The sequence below is a fragment of the Mycobacterium sp. genome (assembly GCF_965229105.1).
Lineage (GTDB): Bacteria > Actinomycetota > Actinomycetes > Mycobacteriales > Mycobacteriaceae > Mycobacterium.
The window spans coordinates 2,232,774-2,249,648 of the sequence record NZ_OZ245858.1; the positions used below are offsets into that span (position 1 = coordinate 2,232,774).

Here is a 16,875-nt window from a genome sequence, read left to right on the forward strand (position 1 = left end):
TGCAGGTGGAGCGGCAGGAGCCGGTCCTGCGGGCACCATTGCGACGCGCTGATCGTTGACTTTTTCCAAGAGCGTGTCTTGAGAAAGGCCGAGCGCTCCCCGGAAAGGCATGAAGGGCCGGATGAGGCCCGGATAAGTCGGAAAAGACGCTGGACAGAATGGAGAATAGCGAGCTATGACAAGTCCCTTTCAAACCGGACAGACCCCGGAGCCCAAACCCGGCGCCACACGGCCGGGGCGGCGCGGTCCCGTTGCGCTGCCGACCCCACCGAAGGGGTGGCCGATCGGCTCCTACCCGACATACGCGGAGGCGCAGCGCGCCGTCGACCACCTCTCCGATCAAGAATTTCCCGTCGAGCAGGTGACCATCGTCGGTGTCGACCTGATGCAGGTGGAACGGGTGACCGGCAGGCTGACCTGGCCCAAGGTGATCGGTGGCGGCGTGCTCACCGGTGCGTGGCTGGGCATCTTCATCGGTCTGGTGCTCGGATTCTTCAGCCCCAACCCGTGGTCGGCCCTGCTGACCGGTCTGATCGCCGGTGTCTTCTTCGGGCTGATCACCTCGGCGGTCCCTTATGCGATGGCCCGCGGCACAAGAGATTTCAGCTCGACCATGCAACTGGTGGCCGGGCGCTACGACGTACTCTGTGACCCCCAAGGCGCGGAAAAAGCCCGGGACATGTTGGCGCGCTTGACCCTCTGACCTCGCGCATCGGCACAATCAGGTCCGCGACGCGCGGTCGATAGTGTTGCATCTCACGCTCGAATGGCTCTACGGTTCACGCGCGGGACAAACCCGCCAGGAGAGCCAGAGGGCGGTGGTCGAGCGTTGGTCGCGACAAGCGCACGATTGCGAGGCCGATCCGCGCGGACACGCAAACTCGGGGCAGCCGCGCTGGCAGCGTTGACTGCGGCCTCGCTGGTCTCGGCGTGCGGGTCCAGCAGCGGTGGCCTGGTGATCAGCTACTACACCCCGGCAAGTGAGACGGCGACGTTCACCGCGGTGGCCAAACGGTGCAACGAGCAACTGGGCGGCAAGTTCACCATCCAGCAGATCAGTCTGCCCAAGGGTGCCGACGATCAGCGCCTGCAGTTGGCCCGCCGGCTGACCGGTAACGACCGCACGCTCGACGTGATGGCGCTGGACGTGGTGTGGACCGCGGAGTTCGCCGAAGCTGGTTGGGCGGTCCCACTTTCCGATGACCCGGAGGGTCAGGCGGAGTCCGACGCGACGTCCAATACCCTGCCGGGACCGCTGGAAACAGCCAAGTGGCAGGACAAGCTCTACGCGGCCCCGATCACCACCAACACCCAATTGCTTTGGTACCGGGCAGATTTGATGTCCGAGCCGCCGACCACCTGGGATGCGATGGTGGCTGAGGCCACCCGTCTGCATGCTGCGGGTAAACCCAGTTGGATTGCATTGCAGGCCAAGCAGTACGAAGGCCTGGTGGTCTGGTTCAACACGTTGCTGGAAAGTGCCGGCGGCTCGGTGCTTTCCGCTGATGGCAAGACCGTCACCCTCACCGATACCCCGGAACACCGGGCGGCAACGGTCAAGGCACTGTCGATCATGAAAGCTGTTGCCACCGCCCCCGGTGCCGATCCGTCGATCACCCAGACCGATGAAGGCACCGCGCGGCTTGCCCTCGAACAGGGCAATGCGGCGCTGGAAGTGAACTGGCCGTTCGTGTTGCCGTCGATGCTGGAGAACGCGGTCAAGGGTGGGGTGTCGTTCCTGCCGCTCAACGAGATTCCCGAGCTGCAGAGTGCGATCAACGATGCGGGTACCTTCTCCCCGGACGACCAGCAGTTCACCACGGCCTATGACGCGAGCAAGAAAGTCTTCGGTTTCGCCAATTACCCGGGAGTGCGCGAGGGTGAACCCGCGAAGGTCACCCTCGGCGGGCTGAACCTTGCGGTGGCCAAAACCTCGCAGCACAAGGCAGAGGCGTTCGAAGCCGTGCGGTGCCTGCGGAATCTGGAGAACCAGAAGTACACCTCCATCGAAGGCGGCCTGCCCGCGGTGCGGACCTCGCTCTACTCGGACCCGGCGTTTCAGGCGAAATACCCGCAGTACGAGATCATCCGTGAACAGTTGACCAACGCGGCTGTCCGCCCGGCGACGCCGGTCTACCAGTCGGTGTCGACGCGGATGTCGGCCACCTTGGCACCGGTCAGCGGTATCGACCCGGAGAAGACAGCCGACATCCTTGCCGAACAGGTTCAGAAGGCGATCGACGGAAAGGGGCTGATTCCGTGACGACCGCCGCCCCCACCTCTGCAGCGCCGTCCGCCGCGTCGCGTACCGACGACAACAAATCCGAGCGGCGCCTGGCGTTCTGGCTGATCGCCCCCGCGGTGATCCTGATGCTCGCGGTGACGGCGTATCCGATCGGCTACGCCGTGTGGCTGAGCCTGCAGCGCTACAACCTGGCCACGCCCGACGATATCGCCTTCGTCGGGCTGGACAACTACGTCACCGTGCTCACCGATGGCTACTGGTGGTCGGCCTTCGCGGTGACATCGGCGATCACAGTCATCTCGGTGGCCATCGAGTTCGTCCTGGGACTGGCGTTGGCACTGGTGATGCATCGCACCATCTTCGGAAAAGGCTTGGTGCGCACTGCGATTCTGGTGCCCTACGGCATCGTCACCGTCGCCGCGTCCTACAGCTGGTATTACGCCTGGACCCCGGGAACCGGATATCTGGCCAACCTGTTGCCCGAAGGTACGGCTCCCCTGACACAGCAGATTCCGTCGCTGGCCGTGGTTGTGCTCGCCGAGGTGTGGAAGACGACACCGTTCATGGCGTTGCTGTTGCTGGCCGGCCTCGCCCTGGTGCCCGACGATCTACTCAAGGCCGCCGAGGTTGACGGGGCGGGTGCATGGCACAGGCTGACCAGGATCACCCTGCCGCTGATCAAACCGGCGATCTTGGTTGCCCTGCTGTTTCGGACCCTGGACGCGTTCCGCATCTTCGACAACATCTATGTGCTGACCGCAGGGGCGAATAACACCGCCTCGGTGTCGATCCTTGGCTACGACAACCTGTTCAAGGGATTTAGCCTCGGTCTGGGTTCGGCGATCAGCGTGCTGGTGTTCCTGTGTGTCGCGGTCATCGCCTTCATCTTCATCAAGCTGTTCGGGGCATCAGCGCCCGGCGCCGACGACGGGGTGCGATAACGATGTCGGATCGGATTGGGGCGCGACGTGGGACCGGCTGGGCGGTCATCAACATCATCGTCGTGCTGTACGCGTTGTTCCCGGTGCTGTGGATCCTGTCGCTGTCGCTCAAGCCGACGTCAACGGTCAAGGACGGCAAGCTGATTCCGGAGTCCATCACCTTCGACAACTACAAGGCCATTTTCGAAGGGGACGTGTTCAACTCGGCGCTGGTCAACTCGATCGGCATCGGGCTCATCACGACGGTGATCGCCGTGGTGATCGGCGGGATGGCGGCCTACGCCGTGGCGCGACTGGCCTTCCCCGGTAAGAAGTGGCTGATCGGTGCGGCGCTGCTGATCGCCATGTTCCCCCAGATCTCCTTGGTGACACCGCTTTTCAATATCGAGCGACGTCTGGGCTTATTCGACACCTGGCCGGGCCTGATCATCCCTTACATCACCTTCGCGTTGCCGCTGGCGATCTACACGATGTCTGCCTTCTTCCGCGAGATCCCGTGGGATCTGGAGAAGGCCGCCAAGATGGACGGTGCCACCCCGGCCCAGGCGTTCCGCAAGGTGATCGCGCCGCTGGCCGCTCCCGGCATCGTCACCGCGGCGATCCTGGTGTTCATCTTCGCCTGGAACGACCTGTTGTTGGCGTTGTCACTGACCGCGACCAAGGCGGCGATCACCGCTCCGGTGGCGATCGCGAACTTCACCGGCAGTTCGCAGTTCGAGGAGCCGACCGGGTCGATCGCGGCTGGCGCTATCGTCATCACTATTCCGATCGTGATATTTGTTCTCATCTTCCAGCGACGGATCGTCGCTGGTTTGACCTCCGGCGCAGTGAAGGGGTAGCGCGATGGCTGAGATTGTGTTGGCTCACGTCAGCAAGAATTACCCCGACGGCGCGACCGCGGTGAAAGATCTGTCCCTGACAATCGCCGACGGCGAGTTCATCATCCTGGTCGGGCCGTCCGGGTGCGGGAAGTCCACCACCTTGAACATGATTGCCGGGCTGGAGGATATCTCGTCTGGTGAGTTGTCCATCGGTGGTGAACGGGTCAACGAGAAGGCACCCAAGGACCGCGATATCGCGATGGTGTTCCAGTCCTACGCCCTCTACCCGCATATGACGGTTCGCCAGAACATCGCGTTCCCGCTCACCCTCGCGAAGATGGCGAAGGCCGATATCACCAAGAAGGTTGAGGACACGGCGAAAATCCTTGACCTGACCGACTTTTTGGATCGCAAACCCGCCCAGCTGTCCGGCGGGCAGCGCCAGCGGGTGGCGATGGGCCGCGCCATCGTGCGCAACCCCAAGGCATTCCTGATGGACGAGCCGCTGTCGAACCTCGATGCCAAGCTGCGGGTACAGATGCGCGGCGAGATCGCCCGCCTGCAGAGCCGGCTCGGAACCACCACCATCTATGTCACCCACGACCAGACCGAGGCGATGACGCTCGGCGACCGGGTGGTGGTGATGCGGGCAGGCATAGCCCAGCAGATCGGTACGCCCGAGGAACTCTATGAGCGGCCGACCAATGTGTTTGTCGCCGGCTTCATCGGTTCGCCCGCGATGAACTTCTTCCCGGCCACGCTGACCGATGTCGGCGTCAAACTGCCGTTCGGTGAGGTCACGCTGACGCAGGAAGTGCACGATGTCCTGGCCACCCACCCGACCCCGAAGAACATCATCGCCGGGCTGCGGCCCGAGCATCTGGAGGATGCGGCGCTGCTCGACGGGTACGCGCGCATCAGGGCGCTGTCATTCGAAGTGACAGTCGATCTGATCGAGTCACTCGGCGCCGATAAGTACCTGTACTTCACCACGTCCGGCGACGGAGCCAAGTCCGATCAGCTCGCCGAGCTCGCAGCGGAGTCCGGTGCGGGGGAGAACGAGTTCGTGGCCAGGGTGTCCACGGAAAGCAAGGCCGCGAAGGGCCAACCCATCCAGCTGGCGTTCGACACGTCCAAACTGGTCATCTTCGATGCGGACAGCGGTGTCAATCTGACCATCCCGCCGCCGTCGACGGAGTGACACAGGTTCTGACCGAGGTCCGCGCACACCTGCGCGGTCATTTCGCTCGCCTCGCCACCGATCGGGAGCCGGATTCGGCGAGTGTCACATTCCTCGGGGTCGAACGCATCGAGGTGTTGCGGTTCGGACCCGACTCCGGTCCTGGGCAAGACGGTGTCTATCACTACGTCTCGTTGGGCTGTTCCCGGCATCCGATGGGTGATCCGACGGCGCTGGCCGCCGACCCGTTGCGCGGCCCACGCGCCGAAGTGGTTGTCAGCCTGCGGGATACGGCCCCCACCCCCGGGTTGGCCCGTACCGTCGCGCTACTGGCTGCCACGCCCGCGGTGGACGGCGTGGTGCTGCTACCCGATGCGCTGATCGACCTGGGATCGCCGCTGTGGAGCCCGTCGCCTTTCACCGCGGTGTTGTTGGCGAAAAGCGATGTCCCAGAATTGGTTTTGGACCCCCCGCGCGAACCGGTGACGTTTCTGAGCGCAACCCCGATCTCGGCAAACGAGGCAGCCTGGGTGCGCCTCAAAGGTGTTGACGCACTGCGCGAGACATGGCAGGCCGACGGCGTGGACGTCCTCGACCCGCGACGCCCCGCCAAGCAACCGCGCTGAACGCGACTAGCGTTGATCCTTTTTGGCCTGCCGCCGTGCGCCTGCGGCAATGGTGGAGGCCTCGCGCTTCTTTCGACCCGGCGATTCACGGGTGGTGTCCACCCGGGCCGGTGCAGCCGTGTGGTTAGAGCCAGTGGTTGCGTCGGAAGTTGCGGTACAGCAGGGAACACCCGCCGAACATGACCGTGAGCACCGCGGGGTAACCCCACACCTGATGTAGCTCAGGCATATCGTCGAAGTTCATCCCGTAGATGCCCGCAATCATCGTCGGCAGGGCGGCGATCGCCACCCACGCCGAGATCTTGCGCATATCGGTGTTCTGCTGCATGCCGACCTTGGCCAGTGCGGCCTGTACCAGTGACGTGAGCATCTCGTCGTAGGTGGTGATCTGATCGGCCGCGGTGGTCGCGTGGTCGAGCACGTCGCGCAGATATCGCAGCACCTCCTTGCTGACCAGATCCTTATGGTCGGCGGGAAGGCGGGCCAGGGCCACCGACAGCGGATTGACGGCCCGCTTGAGCTCGACGACCTCGCGCTTGAGCAGATAGATGTGTTCGATATCGGTCTTGCTCTCCGGCGAGAACGCGTCGGACTCGATCGAGTCGATATCGCATTCCATCAGCCGCGTGACGTCGACGTAATGGTCGACGACGTGGTCGGCAATCGCGTGCATCACCGCGTACGGTCCGAGTTTGAGGTGCTCGGGGTCGTGGTCCATGGCTTTACGGACGCTGGCTAGCCCGCTGTGGTCGCCGTGGCGGACCGTCACGACGAACTGTGGGCCGACAAAAATCATGATCTCGCCGGTCTCGACGATCTCGCGGGCCAGCGCCACCGACTCGTGCGGCACATAGTTGACCGTCTTGAGTACCAGGAACAGGGTGTCGTCGTAGCGTTCCAATTTGGGTCGCTGGTGAGCGTGCACCGCATCCTCGACGGCCAGTGGATGCAGTCCGAAAACCTCAGCGACGGCGTGCATCTGATGATCGTCGGGTTCGTGCAGCCCAATCCAGACGAACGCCTCTCGCCCTTCCGCGCACATCTCGCGGACCTTGTCCTGCGCGGCGGCGTGGGTGTACTTGCCCGGTAGCCGGGCTCCGTCGACGTAGACGCCGCAGTCCACCATCGCCCGCGCGACAGGAACGTGAATGCGCTTGGCGTCGACGACGGATGCAGGCTTAGCCCGGTTGGGGTTGATCAGTGACGGCGGTAATGCGCGAAACGACGGCATGGTGGCACCTCCCTGCGCGCGGTACGGGAGCCTGTCGGCTCCCTTGAAAACTCATGCGGAATGCTACGCGTCAGTAGTAACAACGGTCGTCACACAAGGTCCTCACAAGGGCAGAACCGCCCTCGGTGAGGCTGTCCGGTGAAGTAGCCTGACGCTCGTGGCCGAATCGGTGAGTCCCCCCCACCTCGTCATTGACGACGAGGAGATCTTCAAAGCTCATGAAGGCGGAAAGCTGTCTGTGGGGTTGAACTCCCCGCTGGACACCCAGCGCGCCCTGTCGATCGCCTACACCCCGGGTGTCGCCCAGGTCAGCCGCGCCATCGCCAACGACGCCACGCTGGCCGAGCGCTACACCTGGGCCAACCGGCTGGTCGTCGTGGTCAGCGATGGCAGCGCCGTGCTCGGTCTCGGTGATATCGGGCCTGCGGCGTCGCTGCCGGTGATGGAAGGCAAGAGCGCGCTGTTCAAGACGTTCGGTGGCCTCGATTCCATCCCGATCGTGCTGGCCACCAACGATCCCGACGAGATCGTCGAGACCCTGATCAGGCTGCGGCCGACGTTCGGCGCGGTCAACCTGGAAGACATCTCGGCACCGCGGTGCTTCGAGATCGAGCGCCGGGTGATCGAGGCGCTGGATTGCCCGGTGATGCATGACGATCAGCACGGCACGGCGATCGTCGTGCTGGCTGCGTTGCTCGGTGCCTCGAAGGTGCTCGATCGCGATATGACGGCGCTGCGCATCGTGATCTCCGGGGCCGGCGCGGCCGGCGTGGCCTGTGCCAACATCCTGCTCGCTGCGGGTATCGGCGATATCACCGTGCTGGATTCCAAGGGCATCGTGCACACCGGCCGCGATGACCTCAACCCGTTCAAGGCAGAACTGGCGCAGCGCACCAACCCCAGTGGTCGCACCGGTGGTATCGCCGAGGCGCTCGACGGTGCCGATGTGTTCCTGGGCTTGTCGGCGGGCCTGGTTCCCGAGGAGTGCATTGCCACGATGGCCCCCGGCGGGATCGTCTTTGCGATGTCGAACCCCGATCCGGAAATCCATCCCGATATCGCCAAGAAGTACGCCGCTGTGGTGGCCACCGGGCGCAGCGACTTCCCGAACCAGATCAACAACGTGCTGGCATTCCCCGGAGTGTTCCGGGGCGCACTGGACGCGGGCGCGCGCCGGATCACCGAGCGGATGAAAGTTGCTGCCGCCGAAGCGATCTTCTCGGTCGTCGGCGACGACCTGGCGGTGGACCATATCGTGCCGAGCCCGCTGGATCCACGGGTCGCGCTGGCGGTGGCCGCCGCGGTAGCGCAGGCGTCGCAGGTTGGCGAATCCTAAAATCAGGCGTCCCACCAAAGGTTTGACGTCGGTGATTCGGCTGGCGCTTATCGCACTGCTGGCGCTGCTCACGGCGTGCGGCGGGCAGTCAAGCACGGCGACGTCGATGGTCGTCGGTGCGGGCGCGGACCCGCAGTCCGCGCTGCTGGCCAATGTCTATGCGGCCGCGCTGCGGTCCTACGGCACGCCAGCACACGTCGAAACCGTGCCCGATCCACTGGCCGGATTGGATTCCGGTGCGGTCAGCGTCGTGCCCGGCTTCACCGGAGCGCTGTTGACCAGCTTTGCCCCCGGGGCGTCGGACACCTCTGATGAAGAGGTCTACAAGGCGATGGTCGGCACCCTGCCCGAGGGGGTTTCTGCGGGTGATTACGCCACCGCCGCCGAGGACAAGCCGGCAGTTGCGGTGACCGAAGCGACGGCCGCGAAGTGGGGCGGCCGTGATCTGACGGCGTTGGCGAGCCATTGTGCCCAGCTGCGCGTCGGCGCGGTGGAGGGCGCCACCACCCCTGCCAAGGTGGGCACGTGCACGCTGCCGGCGGTGCGCGAATTTCCTGATGACGCCGTGCTCTTCAACGCGCTTCGGGCCGGCGAGATCTCCGCGGCGTGGACCACGACGGCCGATCCGGGCGTGCCCGCCGAGGTGCTGGTGCTCGCCGATGCCAAACCGGCGCTGATCCAGGCGCAGAACGTGGTGCCGCTATATCGCCGCAACGAGCTGACCGCGCGCGAGGTGCTGGCCATCAACCAGGTGGCCGGCGTGCTGGATACCGCAGCGCTGAAACAGATGCGCCAACAAGTGGCCGGCGGTGCCGATCCGCGCGCCGTCGCCGAGGGCTGGCTCGCCGATAACCCTCTCGGCCGCTGAGGTCGAAGGTCAGTGCACCCGCGGTAGGGCCTTGGCCATCGCCGAGGAGAACAGCCGCTGATAGCCCGAACCGGTGATCCGCACAATCACATCCAGAGCCTTGGCGTCGGGGCCGACCAGCACTCGGGCCTTCTTCTTGCGAACAGCTTCCAGGATGATCCTGGCGGCGCGCTCCGGGGTGGTGTTGGCCAGCTTCTTGTCGAACATCTTGGCCAGCTCCTGGGGATCGAGCCCCTCGGCGGCGGTGGCGTTGCGGGCGATCGCCGTCTTGATCCCGCCGGGGTGGACTGTGGTCACCTCGACCGGGTGCTTGCTGTGCATCATCTCTTGCCGCAGGGCCTCGGTGAAGCCGCGGACAGCGAATTTCGCGGCGTTGTACGCCGCCTGGCCGGGCACCGCGAAGATGCCGAACAGGCTGGAGACGTTGACGACGTGACCGTCACCAGAGGCGATCAGGTGCGGTAGGAACGCTTTGGTGCCGTTGACGACGCCCCAGAAGTCGACGTCCATCACGCGCTCGATGTCCTTGAACGCGCTGACCTCGACGTCACCGGTGTAGGCGATCCCGGCGTTGTTGTAGATCTGGTTGACCTTGCCGAAATGGGCTTTGACCTCGTCGGCATAAAGCAGGAACGCTTCGCGCTCGGTGACATCGAGGCGGTCGGACTTGACCGGCACGCCGATGGCCTTGAGCCGCTTTTCGGTCTCCGCCAGACCTTCGGTGTCGACGTCGCTGATGGCGAGCTTGGCGCCGGAGCGGCCGAGCTCGAGGGCCAACGCCTGCCCGATACCCGATCCGGCGCCCGTGACCACAGCGACCTTGCCGGCGAAGCCTTCCATGCACCACTCCCTTGTTGTCGCCCCGTTGACTTGCGTCGAGTTTAGCCAGTACCGCCGGTACCGGTCAGGCCCGGGGTAACGGCACAGTCCGCTGTAGCGATTTCACAGTCATGAATTACACGCGCGCAGCGCTGGTCGTCTCGGCCGGACTGCTGGCTGCCTCATCGGCACTCGCCGCCCCCGCCCAAGCCGACCCGATCAATTCAGACTTTCTCGGCGCGCTCGCCAACTCGGGCCTGGGCGGTATCGACCCGGCGACCGCCACGTCGGTCGGCCAGTCCGTCTGCCCGATGCTTGCCGAGCCCGGCCAGAACCTCGCCGACGTCGCGTCATCGGTATCCGGCGCGATTGGCAGGCCACTCGGGCCGGCCACCATGTTCACCGGGCTGGCGATCTCGATGTTCTGCCCCGCGGCGATGTCATCGCTGGCCAACGGGGATAACCCGCTGGCCGGACTCCCGCTCAACCTGCTCGGCATCTAGACGATTTCGGCGTGCCGGGTAGCGCTACCCGGCACGCCGAAATCGCTAAGACCCGAAGGCTTCGTCGAGAATTTCCTGCTGCTCGACGGCGTGCACCTTCGATGAACCCGATGACGGCGCCGACATCGCGCGCCGGGAGATCCGCTTGATACCGGTCAACAGATCCGGCAACTTCTCCGGCAGCGCCAGGCCGAATGTCGGCCACGCGCCCTGATTGGCCGGTTCTTCCTGCACCCAACGGAATTCGGTCGCGTTGGGATACTGCTCCAACGTCTTGCGCAGGCGCTTATCCGGCAGCGGGTAGAGCTGTTCGATCCGCAAGATGGCCACATCGTCGCGCTTGTCCTTGGTCTTGCGGGCCACGATGTCGTAGTACAACTTGCCGCTGCACAGCAGGATCCGGGTCACCTTTTCGCGATCGCCGGTACCGACCTCGTAGGTGGGCTCTTCCAGGACCGACCGGAACTTTTGCTCGGTGAAGTCCTTGACGTCGCTGACCGCAGCCTTGTTGCGCAGCATGGACTTTGGCGTGAACACCACCAGTGGGCGATGGATACCGTCGAGCGCATGCCGGCGCAGCAGATGGAAATAGTTCGCCGGTGTCGACGGTACGGCGACCGTCATCGACCCTTCGGCGCACAGCTGAAGGAAGCGTTCGATCCGGCCCGAGGTGTGGTCGGGGCCCTGGCCTTCATGGCCGTGGGGCAGGAGCAGCACCACATCGGAAAGCTGGCCCCACTTGGCTTCACCAGAGCTGATGAACTCGTCGATGATCGACTGCGCGCCGTTGACGAAGTCACCGAACTGGGCTTCCCACAACACCATTGCGTCAGGGTTGCCCACCGAGTAGCCGTATTCGAAGCCGACGGCGGCGAACTCCGACAGCGCGGAGTCATAGACCAGGAACTTGCCGCCGGTCGGGGTGCCGTCCTCGTTGACCGCCAACATCTGCAGCGGGGTGAATTCCTCACCGGTCTTGCGGTCGATGATCACCGAGTGCCGCTGAGTGAAGGTGCCGCGGCGGGTGTCCTGGCCGGAAAACCGAATCAACTTGCCTTCGGCGACAAGGGTTCCCAGCGCCAGCAGCTCGCCGAACGCCCAGTCGACCTTGCCCTCGTAGGCCATCTCGCGGCGCTTCTCCAGCACCGGCTTGACCCGCGGGTGCACCGTGAAACCGTCCGGCACCGCCAGGTGCGCATCACCGATCCGGGCCAGCAGCGACTTATCCACCGCCGTGGTGAGTTTCGTCGGGATCACCTGATCGGATTCCACCGACTCGCTCGGCTCGATCTCGTGCTTCTCCAGGTCCCTGACCTCGTTGAAGACGCGCTCGAGTTGCCCCTGGTAATCACGCAGGGCGTCCTCGGCCTCTTTCATCGAGATGTCCCCACGGCCGATCAGCGCCTCGGTGTAAGTCTTGCGGACGCCTCGTTTGTGGTCGATGACGTCGTACATCGCCGGCTGGGTCATCGACGGGTCGTCACCTTCGTTGTGCCCGCGGCGGCGGTAGCACAGCATGTCGATGACGACGTCCTTGTGGAACTTCTGCCGGAAATCGGTGGCCAGGCGGGCCACCCAGACGCAGGCTTCCGGATCATCGCCATTGACGTGGAAGATCGGCGCGCCAATCATTTTCGCGACATCGGTGCAGTACTCCGATGACCGTGAATGCTCAGGCGAGGTGGTGAAGCCGACCTGGTTGTTCACGATCATGTGGATCGTTCCACCGGTGCGGTAACCGCGCAGCAGTGCCAGGTTCAGCGTTTCGGCGACCACGCCCTGGCCGGCGAAGGCGGCGTCACCGTGCAGCATCAGCGGCACCACGGTGTACCCCTCGGGGGTGTCGCCCTTGTCGAGCAGATCCTGTTTGGCGCGGACCAGCCCTTCCAGCACCGGGTCGACAGCCTCCAGGTGTGACGGGTTCGCCGTCAGCGATACCTGAATATCGTTGTCGCCGAACATCTGGATGTAGTTGCCGGTGGCGCCGAGGTGGTACTTGACGTCACCGGAACCATGCGCTTGGCTCGGGTTCAGGTTGCCTTCGAACTCGCCGAAGATCTGCGAATATGGTTTGCCGACGATATTGGCGAGCACGTTGAGCCTGCCGCGGTGCGGCATCGCGATGACGACCTCGTCGAGCCCATGATCGGCACACTGGTCGATCATCGCGTCCATCATCGGGATGACGGCCTCGGCACCTTCAAGTGAGAACCGCTTCTGGCCAACGTATTTGGTCTGCAGGAAGGTCTCGAAAGCCTCAGCGGCGTTGAGTCGGCTCAGGATGTACTTCTGCTGAGCCACAGTGGGTTTGACGTGTTTGGTCTCAACCCGTTCCTGTAGCCAGGCCTGCTGCTCGGGCTCGAGGATGTGGGTGTACTCGACGCCGACGTGGCGGCAATACGCGTCGCGCAGGACCGACAGCACGTCGCGCAGCTTCTTGTGGTCTTTGCCCGCGAAACCGTCGACCTTGAACTCGCGGTCCAGATCCCACAGGGTCAGGCCATGGGTGAGCACGTCGAGGTCGGGGTGGCTGCGGAACCGGTCCTGTTGCAGGCGCAGGGGATCGGTATCGCTCATCAGGTGGCCGCGGTTGCGGTAGGCCGCGATCAGTTCGATAACGCGTGCGTTCTTGTCCAGGATTGAGTCGGGATTGTCTGTGCGCCAACGGATCGGCTCGTACGGGATGCCCAGTTCGCGGAAGATCTCGTCCCAGAAATCGTCGGAGAGCAGCGACTGGTGAATGGTGCGCAGGAAGTCACCGGACTCCGCGCCCTGGATGATGCGGTGGTCGTAGGTCGAGGTCAGCGTGATCAGCTTGCCGATCCCGATCTCGGCGATCCGCTCTTCGCTGGCGCCCTGGAATTCGGCGGGGAATTCCATGGCACCGGCACCGACGATGGCACCCTGGCCCGACATCAGGCGAGGCACCGAATGCACGGTGCCCAGCGTCCCCGGGTTGGTCAGTGAGATCGTGACGCCCGCGAAATCCTCTGCCGTCAGCTTGCCGTCGCGGGCCCGCCGGACGATGTCCTCGTAGGCCGCGATGAACTGGCCGAACGCCATCGTCTCGCAGTTCTTGATCGCCGCGACCACCAGGGACCGCTGGCCGTTCTTGCCCTGCAGGTCGATCGCCAGGCCGAGATTGGTATGCGCCGGTGTGACGGCGTTCGGCTTCCCGTCGATCTCGGCGAAGTGCCGGTTCATATTCGGGAACGCCTTGACGGCCTGGACGATCGCGTACCCCAGCAGGTGGGTGAACGAGATCTTGCCGCCGCGGGTGCGCTTGAGGTGGTTGTTGATGACGACGCGGTTGTCGATCATCAGCTTGGCCGGGATCGCCCGCACACTGGTGGCCGTAGGAACGGTCAACGACGCGTCCATATTGCGCACGACGGCCGCCGAGGCGCCGCGCAGGATCTGGGTCTCCTCAGCGCCGGAACCGGCATCGGCAGATCCGCCGGTGGCGGCAGCCTTGGCCGGGGGAGCAGATTTCGCCGGGGTCGGCGTCCCGGCACCATTGCTGGTCGGTGGCGTCTTGACCGGCGGCGCGGGCTTTGCCGGGGCTGGCGCTGGCTGGGGGGAGGGCGGCGCCGCGGCAGCGGCCGGGGCGGGTGTGGCGGATTTCACCGCGCTGGTCTGCCCGTTCGACCCGGAGGCCGACACCTCCGACACCGGGTCCGGGTTGTAGTCCACCAGGAATTCATGCCAGCTGGGGTCGACCGAAGAAGGATCTTCCCTGAACTTCTGGTACATCTCTTCGACCAGCCATTCGTTCTGCCCGAATGGTGAACTTGTACTGCTCACGGCAGCTACTCGCCTCAATTCGTGTTCTGTTGTCTACAGGCAAGCTCTGCGCTGCGGCCGCTTGCCACATTTTCCGGCACCGGGTTAAACAATGTCGTGATGCCCGGGGACTCCCCGGCTCGTTTCGCCCCCGGTAAAGGCTAACGCGTTCTGCGCGGGTCAGCGGGCTACTGCCGACTCTCGATCGCCGGAAGCACGTGCAGGCTGCTGGGCCAGCGCCCCGGCGGTGGCCCGAACGCGGCGTGAGCGTTGGAGATGATCTTCTTGCCCATCAACCGATTGCCGCCGCCGCCGATGACCGCGCCGATACCTGCGGGCAGGATTTTGCCGAACGCCAGCGCACCTTTTTTGACCGCGTACTTCTTCATGAAGTACTTCAACAGCCGCGAGTTCAGCTGCGACAGCGCAGGCAGTGGCAGCGTCGCCGCGCCTTCGCTCAGCCATGCGCCGCTGGTACGGCCGGGCCCGACGAGATCGGTCACCGCCTGCTTACCGTCCTCGCCGACCAGAACCGCCAGCACCAAAGCGCGTCGGCGTTCGCGGTGCTCCGCGGGGATGCCGTGTACTTCGGCGACGGCGAGCACGTAGACCGCGGTGGCCTCAAGGAAGACGACCGTCTCACCGGCGGCGGCCGACAGGGCCACCAGCGTGCCGATGCCGGGGAACAAGGCCGCTGAACCGACTGCCGCGCCGCTGGCCATTACGGCGGCGAGGTAGTACTTCTCCAGTTTGGCGGTGATTTCGGCGGGTGTGGCCTGGGGATTCGCGTGGCGCAGCCGCTCGACGTAAGCCTTGATCGCCGGTGCCTGGACGCGTGACCCGGTCTCGATGACATGGGATAACGCGCGTGCGGCGGCGCTGGGGTCATCGTCACCCGTCGCGGTCAGGTTTCCGCCGGGTTGATACCCGGCAGGTGCCCTCCCCGCGGGCAGTTTGACAGGGGTGTTGTTTTTCTTGTTTCGTCCGGCGCTCATATGTGCCTCCCCTGGGAATGGCCTGCCCTGTCAGGCTAGCGAACAAGCAACGAACGGTGGCTTCAATCGGTGCCCGGAGAGTGACTCCGGTCACGGTCTGTCGCCTCGGGAAGAATTTTGCCGCTCCACGTGCTGACCTGGGGCATGGCCTTGGGTTCACCGGCAGCGAACAATGCTGCGCACGATTCGCTTGAGGCACCGCTCGTGGCTGCGCCGGGCACTCCCAGCCGGATGAAAATGACGGTCGTCCTCGGCGCGTTGTTGGCGCTGGGCCCATTGACCATCGATATGTATCTGCCGGCGCTGCCGAATATCGCCGACGACTTGTCGGTGACCTCGTCGGTGGCGCAGTTGACGCTGACGGGAACGCTGGCCGGGCTCGCGATCGGTCAGTTGGTGGTCGGGCCGCTATCGGATTCGCTGGGGCGCCGTCGCCCATTGATGGCCGGCATCGTGCTGCACATGGTCGCGTCGTTGCTGTGCCTGCTGGCGCCGAACATCGAATTGCTCAGTATCGCCAGAGGACTCCAAGGCATGGGGGCGGCGGCCGGGATGGTGGTCGCCATCGCCGTGGTCGGCGATCTGTACGCCGAGTCGGCCGCGGCGACCATACTGTCGCGGCTGATGCTGGTGTTGGGCGTGGTACCGGTGCTGGCGCCGTCGCTGGGGGCAGTGGTCCTGCTCAAACTCTCGTGGCACTGGGTGTTCGCCGTGTTGGTGGTATTGGCTGGATTGCTGCTGATCATGGCCGCGCTGGCGCTACCGGAGACGCTGCCGCCGTCGCATCGCCGACCGCTGCAGGTGCGCGGGATCCTGCGCACCTACGGCGAACTGTTGCGGGACGTGAAATTCGTCATCCTGGTACTGGTCGGTGCGCTGGGCATGGCGGGGCTCTTCGCCTATATCGCCGGTGCCGCGTTCGTGCTGCAGGGTCACTACGGACTGAGCCAGCAGAGCTTCGCCGTGGTGTTCAGTGCCGGTGCGATCGCGCTGATCGGGGCGACCCAATTCAATGTCGTGCTGCTGAAGTGGTTTTCTCCGCAGCGGATCGTGCTGTGGGCGTTGGTCGCGGCTCTGGTGGCCGGCGTGGTGTTCGTCGCCATCACCGAGACGCATACCGGCGGCTTGTACGGCTTCCTTACCCCGGTGTGGGTCATCCTCGGGGCGATGGGTTTCGTCATTCCCAACGCGCCCGCGGTGGCGCTGTCCCGGCATCAAGAAGCCGCGGGTACCGCGGCGGCACTACTGGGCGCCGCGCAGTTCGGACTCGGCGCCGCCGTCGCCCCGTTGGTCGGGGTCCTGGGCAATGACGAGAGTGCCCTGGCCCTGGTGATGGCGGTCTGCAGCGCCATCGCCTTGGTCTTGCTGCTATCGGTGCGCACGACGGGCACCGACCCGGCGCCTGCCACGGACAACCTCCTCGCCGAACCTGCATAGATCTGCATCCCCCTGCAAAGAAGTCCATGTCTTCAAAGAAGTCCAGGCCGTCAGCTTGTGGCCCGGAAAAGGAGTCCGTATCGTCGGCCC

14 protein-coding genes are annotated in these 16,875 nt (G+C 64.7%); 10 read left to right on the plus strand and 4 right to left on the minus strand.

All coding sequences use genetic code 11. The features are described 5' to 3' along the window. Positions 1 to 175: 175 nt before the first annotated feature. The 6 genes from ADBZ9O_RS10795 (at position 176) to ADBZ9O_RS10820 (ending at position 5,813) form a co-directional block, all read left to right on the plus strand. Entirely contained in the window at positions 176 to 703 is a 528-nt protein-coding gene (locus ADBZ9O_RS10795; RefSeq protein ID WP_526531006.1) for a general stress protein, read from the plus strand. 201 nt (positions 704 to 904) lie between these two features. After that, positions 905 to 2,263, plus strand: coding sequence for an ABC transporter substrate-binding protein (locus ADBZ9O_RS10800; protein ID WP_526531008.1), 1,359 nt, complete (start codon positions 905 to 907; stop codon positions 2,261 to 2,263). A gap of 71 nt (positions 2,264 to 2,334) precedes the next feature. After that, positions 2,335 to 3,186, plus strand: a complete 852-nt coding sequence (locus ADBZ9O_RS10805; protein WP_526533050.1) for a carbohydrate ABC transporter permease — start codon at positions 2,335 to 2,337, stop codon at positions 3,184 to 3,186. A gap of 14 nt (positions 3,187 to 3,200) precedes the next feature. Continuing rightward, on the plus strand, positions 3,201 to 4,025 hold the full coding sequence (locus tag ADBZ9O_RS10810; protein ID WP_526533052.1) for a carbohydrate ABC transporter permease: 825 nt from the start codon (positions 3,201 to 3,203) through the stop codon (positions 4,023 to 4,025). A gap of 4 nt (positions 4,026 to 4,029) precedes the next feature. Further along, the gene (locus ADBZ9O_RS10815) at positions 4,030 to 5,208 is read left to right on the plus strand and encodes an ABC transporter ATP-binding protein (RefSeq protein WP_526531010.1); all 1,179 of its coding nucleotides are present in this window, start codon (positions 4,030 to 4,032) and stop codon (positions 5,206 to 5,208) included. Next, positions 5,205 to 5,813 carry a suppressor of fused domain protein gene (locus ADBZ9O_RS10820; protein ID WP_526531012.1) on the plus strand — a complete coding sequence of 203 codons (609 nt, stop codon included), beginning with the start codon at positions 5,205 to 5,207 and terminating at the stop codon, positions 5,811 to 5,813. Before ADBZ9O_RS10815 ends, ADBZ9O_RS10820 begins: the two co-directional genes overlap by 4 nt. Positions 5,814 to 5,937: 124 nt before the next feature. Here the strand turns inward: ADBZ9O_RS10820 and corA are convergent, their stop codons facing one another. Then, a complete protein-coding gene (corA, locus tag ADBZ9O_RS10825) occupies positions 5,938 to 7,044 on the minus strand; it encodes a magnesium/cobalt transporter CorA (RefSeq protein WP_526531014.1) in 1,107 nt (368 codons plus the stop codon). A gap of 157 nt (positions 7,045 to 7,201) precedes the next feature. Here corA and ADBZ9O_RS10830 point away from each other — a divergent pair, with 157 nt between their 5' ends. After that, the gene (locus tag ADBZ9O_RS10830) at positions 7,202 to 8,380 is read left to right on the plus strand and encodes an NAD(P)-dependent malic enzyme (protein WP_526531016.1); all 1,179 of its coding nucleotides are present in this window, start codon (positions 7,202 to 7,204) and stop codon (positions 8,378 to 8,380) included. Positions 8,381 to 8,402: 22 nt separating this feature from the next. Next, entirely contained in the window at positions 8,403 to 9,248 is an 846-nt protein-coding gene (locus ADBZ9O_RS10835; protein WP_526533055.1) for a glycine betaine ABC transporter substrate-binding protein, read from the plus strand. 9 nt (positions 9,249 to 9,257) lie between these two features. On the opposite strand, the gene ADBZ9O_RS10840 is transcribed toward ADBZ9O_RS10835, so the two are convergent. Beyond that, the gene (locus tag ADBZ9O_RS10840; protein WP_526531018.1) at positions 9,258 to 10,088 is read right to left on the minus strand and encodes an SDR family NAD(P)-dependent oxidoreductase; all 831 of its coding nucleotides are present in this window, start codon (positions 10,086 to 10,088) and stop codon (positions 9,258 to 9,260) included. Positions 10,089 to 10,198: 110 nt separating this feature from the next. Between ADBZ9O_RS10840 and ADBZ9O_RS10845 the strand changes: the two genes are divergently transcribed. After that, positions 10,199 to 10,570: a DUF732 domain-containing protein gene (locus ADBZ9O_RS10845; RefSeq protein ID WP_526531020.1), complete on the plus strand. Its 372-nt coding sequence runs from the start codon at positions 10,199 to 10,201 to the stop codon at positions 10,568 to 10,570. 45 nt (positions 10,571 to 10,615) lie between these two features. On the opposite strand, the gene ADBZ9O_RS10850 is transcribed toward ADBZ9O_RS10845, so the two are convergent. Beyond that, positions 10,616 to 14,374 carry a multifunctional oxoglutarate decarboxylase/oxoglutarate dehydrogenase thiamine pyrophosphate-binding subunit/dihydrolipoyllysine-residue succinyltransferase subunit gene (locus ADBZ9O_RS10850; RefSeq protein ID WP_526531022.1) on the minus strand — a complete coding sequence of 1,253 codons (3,759 nt, stop codon included), beginning with the start codon at positions 14,372 to 14,374 and terminating at the stop codon, positions 10,616 to 10,618. 167 nt (positions 14,375 to 14,541) lie between these two features. Next, complete coding sequence (locus tag ADBZ9O_RS10855) at positions 14,542 to 15,348, minus strand: hypothetical protein (RefSeq protein WP_526531024.1); 807 nt, start codon at positions 15,346 to 15,348, stop codon at positions 14,542 to 14,544. A 144-nt stretch (positions 15,349 to 15,492) separates the two neighbouring features. On the opposite strand from ADBZ9O_RS10855, the gene ADBZ9O_RS10860 reads away from it, so the two are divergent. Then, a complete protein-coding gene (locus tag ADBZ9O_RS10860; RefSeq protein WP_526533057.1) occupies positions 15,493 to 16,785 on the plus strand; it encodes a multidrug effflux MFS transporter in 1,293 nt (430 codons plus the stop codon). The last annotated feature ends 90 nt before the right edge of the window (positions 16,786 to 16,875 follow it).

Bases quoted from the DNA above. Each gene is read 5' to 3' on its own strand.
- ADBZ9O_RS10795 (WP_526531006.1), top strand. From the start codon at position 176: ATGACAAGTCCCTTTCAAACCGGACAGACCCCGGAGCCCAAACCCGGC.
- ADBZ9O_RS10815 (WP_526531010.1), top strand. From the start codon at position 4,030: ATGGCTGAGATTGTGTTGGCTCACGTCAGCAAGAATTACCCCGACGGC.
- corA (WP_526531014.1), bottom strand. From the start codon at position 7,044: ATGCCGTCGTTTCGCGCATTACCGCCGTCACTGATCAACCCCAACCGG.
- ADBZ9O_RS10840 (WP_526531018.1), bottom strand. From the start codon at position 10,088: ATGGAAGGCTTCGCCGGCAAGGTCGCTGTGGTCACGGGCGCCGGATCG.
- ADBZ9O_RS10845 (WP_526531020.1), top strand. From the start codon at position 10,199: ATGAATTACACGCGCGCAGCGCTGGTCGTCTCGGCCGGACTGCTGGCT.
- ADBZ9O_RS10855 (WP_526531024.1), bottom strand. From the start codon at position 15,348: ATGAGCGCCGGACGAAACAAGAAAAACAACACCCCTGTCAAACTGCCC.
- ADBZ9O_RS10860 (WP_526533057.1), top strand. From the start codon at position 15,493: ATGGCCTTGGGTTCACCGGCAGCGAACAATGCTGCGCACGATTCGCTT.